The 6,999-nt window shown below is 66.4% G+C and carries 5 protein-coding genes; all 5 read left to right on the forward strand.

What is annotated here, in order from left to right:
* The first annotated feature begins 186 nt into the window (after nucleotides 1–186).
* Nucleotides 187–1,152, forward strand: coding sequence for a malate dehydrogenase (gene mdh / locus N825_RS02560; RefSeq protein ID WP_037446202.1), 966 nt, complete (start codon nucleotides 187–189; stop codon nucleotides 1,150–1,152).
* 227 nt (nucleotides 1,153–1,379) lie between these two features.
* On the forward strand, nucleotides 1,380–2,576 hold the full coding sequence (gene sucC, locus N825_RS02565) for an ADP-forming succinate--CoA ligase subunit beta (protein WP_037446204.1): 1,197 nt from the start codon (nucleotides 1,380–1,382) through the stop codon (nucleotides 2,574–2,576).
* The gene (gene sucD / locus N825_RS02570; protein ID WP_037446206.1) at nucleotides 2,576–3,451 is read left to right on the forward strand and encodes a succinate--CoA ligase subunit alpha; all 876 of its coding nucleotides are present in this window, start codon (nucleotides 2,576–2,578) and stop codon (nucleotides 3,449–3,451) included. The genes sucC and sucD overlap by 1 nt, the downstream gene beginning before the upstream one ends.
* Before the next feature lie 97 nt (nucleotides 3,452–3,548).
* Complete coding sequence (locus tag N825_RS02575; protein WP_037446208.1) at nucleotides 3,549–6,503, forward strand: 2-oxoglutarate dehydrogenase E1 component; 2,955 nt, start codon at nucleotides 3,549–3,551, stop codon at nucleotides 6,501–6,503.
* A 96-nt stretch (nucleotides 6,504–6,599) separates the two neighbouring features.
* Nucleotides 6,600–6,999, forward strand: a 400-nt coding sequence (locus tag N825_RS02580; protein ID WP_037446211.1) for a biotin/lipoyl-containing protein, incomplete at its 3' end; no start/stop codon positions are given.

Here is a 6,999-nt window from a genome sequence, read left to right on the forward strand (position 1 = left end):
GCCCGGTTAGCGGGTGCGATTCAACCGCCGCTCGGTTATCGGCGTCCCGTCCCCCTTGCCCTCCGGCGAGAATCGGAGTACGTAGCCGCGCGGATTTGAGGGCCGATCTCAGGACCGGCCGGCCCGGACCAAAGCGACCCTCGCTCCCTCATGGAACTAAGCTTGGCAACTCTTGGGGAACGCTTCATGGCACGCAATAAAATCGCGCTCGTCGGCGCCGGCCAGATCGGTGGCACGCTCGCCCTGCTGGCAGGCTTGAAGGAGCTCGGCGACATCGCCGTGTTCGACATCGCGGAAGGCATGCCGGACGGCAAGGCGCTGGACATCGCGCAGTCCGCCCCGGTCGAGGGCTTCGACGCCAAGATGACCGGTGGCAGCGACTACTCGATCATCGAAGGCGCCGACGTCGTGATCGTGACCGCCGGCGTTCCCCGCAAGCCCGGCATGAGCCGCGACGACCTGATCGGCATCAACACCGGCGTGATGAAGACGGTCGGCGCCGCCATCGGCAAATACGCTCCCGACGCCTTCGTCATCGTCATCACCAACCCGCTCGACGTCATGGTCTGGGTGCTCCAGCAGGCTTCGGGATTGCCCACCAACAAGGTCGTCGGCATGGCGGGCGTGCTCGACAGCTCGCGCTTCCGCACGTTCCTGGCGGAGGAGTTCAAGGTCTCGGTCGAGGATGTGACGGCCTTCGTGCTGGGCGGCCACGGCGACACCATGGTGCCGCTGGTGCGCTACTCCACGGTCGCCGGCATCCCGCTGCCCGACCTCGTCAAGCTCGGCTGGACCACCCAGGAGAAGCTGGACGCCATCGTGCAGCGCACCCGCGACGGCGGCGCCGAGATCGTCAAGCTCCTCAAGACCGGTTCGGCCTTCTACGCCCCGGCCGCCTCGGCCATCTCGATGGCGGACAGCTACCTGAAGGACAAGAAGCGCGTCCTGCCGGTCGCGGCCCACCTGACCGGCCAGTACGGCGTGGATGACCTGTATGTCGGCGTGCCGGTGGTCATCGGCGCCGGCGGCGTCGAGAGGATCGTCGAGATCGAACTCAACGCCGACGAGAAGGCCATGTTCGACAATTCGGTCGGGGCCGTAAAAACCCTCGTCGAGGTCGTCAAGAAGATGGAAAGCGAGAAGTCCGCCTGACAGCGGCCTTCCAAGGGGCCGCCGGATAAGCGGCCCTTTTTCGTATCCCGACTGGTCCCAAGGCGTCGCCGAGGGGCCAGGCCCGGTATCAAGTTGGTTCCAGAGGGTGCTAGACTGAGCGGCCGGCATCCCCGCGGATCGCGACTGTACGGGCCAAGTATTCTTAAGCCGGGACGCGTTGTTTTCCACCCGTCACCAGATAGCCGCCATCAGATAGACGGACGTCCATGAACATTCATGAATATCAGGCCAAAAACCTGCTGAAGAAATACGGTGTCACGGTGCCGCGCGGCGGCGTCGCCTACACCGTCGCCGAGGCCGAGCAGGCCGCCAAGGATTTGGGCGGACCGGTCTGGGTGGTCAAGTCCCAGATCCACGCCGGTGGCCGCGGCGCCGGCCGGTTCTCCGACAACCCCGAGGGCAAGGGCGGCGTCCGCGTCGTCAAGTCGGTCGAGGATGTCGCGTCGAACGCCAAGGAGATGCTGGGCCACGTCCTCGTGACCAAGCAGACCGGTCCGGACGGCAAGGAGGTCAAGCGCCTCTACATCGAGGAAGGCTGCGACATCAAGCGCGAGCTTTACCTGGGCCTGCTGATGGACCGCGCCACCGCCCGCGTCACCGTGATGGCTTCGACCGAGGGCGGCATGGAGATCGAGGAGGTCGCCCACAACACCCCCGAGAAGATCCTGAAGGTCGCGATCGACCCGGCCACCGGCATCTCGGGCTTCCACGCCCGCAAGATCGCCTTCGGCCTGGGCCTCGAGGGCAAGCAGGTCAACGCGGCGGTCAAGCTGATCCTGGCGACCTACAAGGCCTTCGTCGACCTGGACGCCTCGATCGTCGAGATCAACCCGCTGGTCGTGACCGGCTCGGGTGACATCATCGCCCTCGACGCCAAGATGAACTTCGACGACAACGCGCTGTTCCGCCACAAGGAAATCGAGGAACTGCGCGACGCCGACGAGGAGGAGGCCTCCGAGCTGGAAGCCGCCAAGCACGGCCTCAACTACATCAAGCTGGACGGCTCGATCGGCTGCATGGTCAACGGCGCCGGTCTGGCGATGGCGACCATGGACATCATCAAGCTGTACGGCGGCGAGCCGGCCAACTTCCTGGATGTCGGCGGCGGCGCCACCCGCGAGCGGGTCACCACGGCGTTCAAGCTGATCCTCTCCGACAAGAACGTCGAGGGCATCCTGGTCAACATCTTCGGCGGCATCATGCGCTGCGACGTCATCGCCGAGGGCGTGGTTGCGGCGGCCCGCGAAGTCTCCCTGCATGTTCCGCTCGTCGTGCGCCTCGAAGGCACCAACGTCGACCTGGGCAAGAAGATCCTCAGTGAATCGGGCCTGCCGATCCTGTCCGCCGACAATCTGGCGGACGCGGCGGAAAAGGTCGTCAAAGCGGTGAAGGAAGCGGCATAATGGCTGTCCTGGTCAACTCCCAAACCAAAGTCATCTGCCAAGGCTTCACCGGCGCGCAGGGGACCTTCCACTCCGAGCAGGCGATCGCCTACGGCACCCAGATGGTCGGCGGCGTCACCCCGGGCAAGGGCGGCACCAAGCACCTCGACCTGCCGGTGTTCGACACCGTCGCGGAGGCGGTCTTCACGACCGGCGCCAACGCCAGCGTGATCTACGTCCCGCCGCCGTTCGCGGCCGACGCCATCCTCGAGGCGATCGACGCCGAGATCGCCTTGGTGGTCTGCATCACCGAGGGCATCCCGGTCCTGGACATGGTCACCGTCCGCCGGGCGCTGAATGGTTCCAAGACCCGCCTGATCGGTCCGAACTGCCCGGGCGTCATCACCCCGGACGAGTGCAAGATCGGCATCATGCCCGGCCATATCCACCGCCGCGGCAAGATCGGTGTTGTCTCTCGCTCCGGCACCCTCACATATGAGGCGGTGGCGCAGACCACGGCGGCGGGCCTGGGGCAATCGACCTGCATCGGCATCGGCGGCGACCCGGTCAACGGCACCAACTTCGTGGACAGCCTGGAGCTGTTCCTGGACGATCCGGAGACCGAGGGCATCATCATGATCGGTGAGATCGGCGGCGACGCCGAGGTCAAGGGGGCCGAGTTCATCAAGGCCAGCAAGACCCAAAAGCCGGTCGTGGGCTTCATCGCCGGGCGCACCGCTCCCCCGGGCCGCCGGATGGGCCACGCCGGTGCCGTCATCTCCGGCGGCAACGACACCGCCGACTTCAAGGTCGAGGCGTTGAAGATGGCCGGCATCCACGTCGCCGACAGCCCGGCCAGCCTGGGCAGCACCATGTTGAAGGCTCTGAAGGGTTGATCACCATCAATCCGGGCCGATCGAGGATCGGCCCACCGGAGCCGTGAACCCTTGCCAGAAAGAGGGCGCGGGCGCCAACGCCCGCGTCATTTAGAAAATGTCAGCGACCGCAGCGACCCCTGATCAGTCATCGTTCCTTTTCGGCTCGAACGCCACTTTCATCGCCGAGCTGTACGCCCGTTATCTCGAAGACCCGAAGTCGGTCGATCAGAGCTGGAACAACTTCTTCAGCGAACTGAACGACGACGCGCGGGAGGTGCTGGACGAACTGCGCGGGGCGAGCTGGGCACCCAACACCACCTCGGTCATCGGCGAGGAGCCCACTCCCGCCACCAAGCCGAACGGTTCGGCGGCCAAGTCCAATGGCCACGCCAATGGAGCGGCGGTCAACGGCGCCGCCCCGGCGGTTTCGGCCCCGGCCGCCGCGATCGATCAGGACAAGCTCCGCGCCGCCACGCTGGACAGCCTGCGCGCGCTGATGCTGATCCGGGTCTACCGGGTGCGCGGCCATCTCCAGGCCACCCTCGACCCGCTGGGCATGGAGAAGCGCGAGCAGCACCCCGAGCTGGATCCCAAGACCTACGGCTTCACCGAGGCCGACTGGGACCGCCCGATCTTCATCAACAACGTCCTCGGCATGGAGACGGCGACGCTGCGCCAGATCCTCGAGGTGCTGCGCAAGACCTATTGCGGCACCATCGGCGTCGAGTTCATGCACATCCAGGACCCCGACCAGAAGGCCTGGATCCAGGAGCGCATCGAAGGCGGCCGCAACCACACGGATTTCACGGTCAACGGCAAGAAGGCGATCCTGGAGCGCCTGACCGCCGCCGAGAACTTCGAGCGTTTCCTCGACAAGAAATACACCGGCACCAAGCGGTTCGGCCTGGACGGCGGCGAGGCCCTGATGCCCGCCATGGAGCAGGTGCTGAAGCGCGGTGGCCAACTGGGCCTGCGCGAGGTCGTGCTCGGCATGGCCCACCGCGGCCGGCTCAACGTGCTCGCCAACTTCATGGGCAAGCCGTTCAAAGCGATCTTCTCGGAGTTCCAGGGCAATTCGGCCCATCCGGAGGACGTCCAGGGCTCGGGCGACGTCAAGTACCACCTCGGCACCTCGTCCGACCGCGACTTCGACGGCATCCCGGTCCACCTGTCGCTGAGCCCAAACCCGTCCCATCTGGAGGCGGTCGATCCGGTCGTCGTCGGCCGCGTCCGCGCCAAGCAGATCCAGCGCTGCGGCACCCTGCCGCCGACCGACGAGAGCCGCGACGAGGTGCTGGGCATCCTGCTGCACGGCGACGCCGCCTTCGCGGGCCAGGGCCTGGTGGCCGAGACGCTGATGATGAGCGAGCTGAAGGGCTACCGCGTCGGCGGCACGATCCACTTCATCATCAACAACCAGATCGGCTTCACCACGATGCCGAGCTACTCGCGCTCGGGGCCGTATTGCACCGACGTCGCGAAGATGATCCAGGCGCCGATCTTCCACGTCAACGGCGACGACCCGGAAGCGGTCGTCCACGTGTCGCGGATCGCCATCGAGTTCCGCCAGAAGTTCAAGAAGGATGTGGTCGTCGACCTGTTCTGCTATCGCCGCCACGGCCACAACGAGGGTGACGAGCCCGCGTTCACCCAGCCGCTGATGTACAAGGCGATCCGCGCCCACGCCACCACGCGCGAGATCTACGCTAAGAAGCTGATCGCCGAGAACGTGATCACGCCGGACGAGTCCGAGAAGATCGTCGCCGACTTCTACAAGAAGCTGGAGGACGAGTTCGAGGTCGCCAGCCACTACAAGCCCAACCGCGCCGACTGGCTGGAAGGCAAGTGGGCGGGGCTGGAGGCGGCGTCGGGCGACGACCGCCGCGGCAACACCGCGGTCGAGCTGGACGTGCTGCGCGAGGTCGGCAAGGCGATCTCGGCAGAGCCGAGCAGCATCAAGATCAACTCCAAGATCGCCCGCCAGCTCAAGGCCAAGGCGCAGGCGATCGAGAGCGGCGAAGGCATCGACTGGGCGACCGGCGAGGCGTTGGCTTTCGGCACCCTGTGCGTCGAGGGCACCCCGGTCCGCCTGTCGGGCCAGGATGTCGGCCGCGGCACCTTCTCGCAGCGCCACTCGGTGCTGGTCGATCAGGAAACCGAGGAGCGGTTCATCCCGCTCAACAACATCCGCCAGGGCCAGGCGCTCTACGAGGTCCACGACAGCCCGCTGTCGGAAGCCGCCGTCCTCGGCTTCGAGTATGGCGTCTCGCTGGCCGAGCCGCACGAGCTGGTGATCTGGGAAGCGCAGTTCGGCGACTTCGCCAACGGCGCGCAGGTCATCATCGACCAGTTCATCAGCTCCGGCGAGTCCAAGTGGCTGCGCATGTCCGGTCTGGTCATGCTGTTGCCGCACGGCTACGAGGGGCAGGGGCCGGAGCACAGCTCCGCCCGCCTGGAGCGTTATCTCCAGATGTGCGGCGAGGACAACTGGCAGATCCTGAACTGCACGACGCCGGCCAACCTGTTCCACGCGCTGCGCCGCCAGGTTCGCCGCGACTTCCGCAAGCCGCTGGTCATCTTCGAGCCGAAGTCGCTGCTGCGCCACAAGCTGGCGGTGTCGAAGCTGGCCGATTTCGGTCCCGGCACCTCGTTCCACCGCATCCTGAGCGAGCCCTACGAACTGGTGGCCGATGATCAGGTCAAGCGGGTCGTGCTGTGCTCCGGCAAGGTCTATTACGACCTGCTGCAGGAGCGCGAGACGCGCGGCATCAAGGACGTGGCGATCGTCAGGCTGGAGCAGCTCTATCCGTTCCCACGCACCTCTCTGACCCGCGAGCTGTCCCGCTACAAGAACGCCGACGTGGTCTGGTGCCAGGAGGAGCCGCGCAACATGGGCGCTTGGTCCTTCATCGACCGCCGGCTGGAGGATTGCATGGTCGCGGCCCAGATCAAGGGCACGCGTCCGCTCTACGCCGGCCGCGTCGAGGCGGCCTCGCCGGCGACCGGCATGCTGAAGCGGCACAACCGCGAACAGGCCCAGCTCGTCGACGAGGCGCTGACCGTCAAGTAGTCGGGCAAGTAATCGGACTTGCGGGGGCGGCATCCGCCCGCCTCCGCATCTCCCAACAAAACCGAGCGCGTCGCTCAAGAAACAAGGTTTGAAGTCATGGCCACGGAAATCACGGTTCCCGTTCTGGGCGAATCGGTCAGCGAAGCCACGGTTGCGAAGTGGCTGAAGAAGGTCGGCGACTCGGTCGCCGTCGACGAGCCGCTGCTGGAACTCGAGACCGACAAGGTCACGCTGGAGGTCAACGCGACCTCCGCCGGCACGCTCTCCGAGATCGTCGCCGAGGAAGGCGCCACGGTCGAGGTCGGCGCCCTGCTGGGCACCGTGACGGATGGCGCCGGCGCCCCAGCCGCCAAGCCCGCCGCGGCGAAGCCCGAGACCAAGGCCGAGCCCGCGCCGGCTCCCGCCACTCCCGCCCCGGCGGCGGCTCCGGCGGCCGAGCAGCATGACACCCTGTCGCCGGCCGTGCGCAAGCTGATCGACGACAACAAGCTGCAGG

This window comes from Skermanella stibiiresistens SB22, from assembly GCF_000576635.1.
GTDB classification, from domain to species: Bacteria; Pseudomonadota; Alphaproteobacteria; order Azospirillales; family Azospirillaceae; genus Skermanella; species Skermanella stibiiresistens.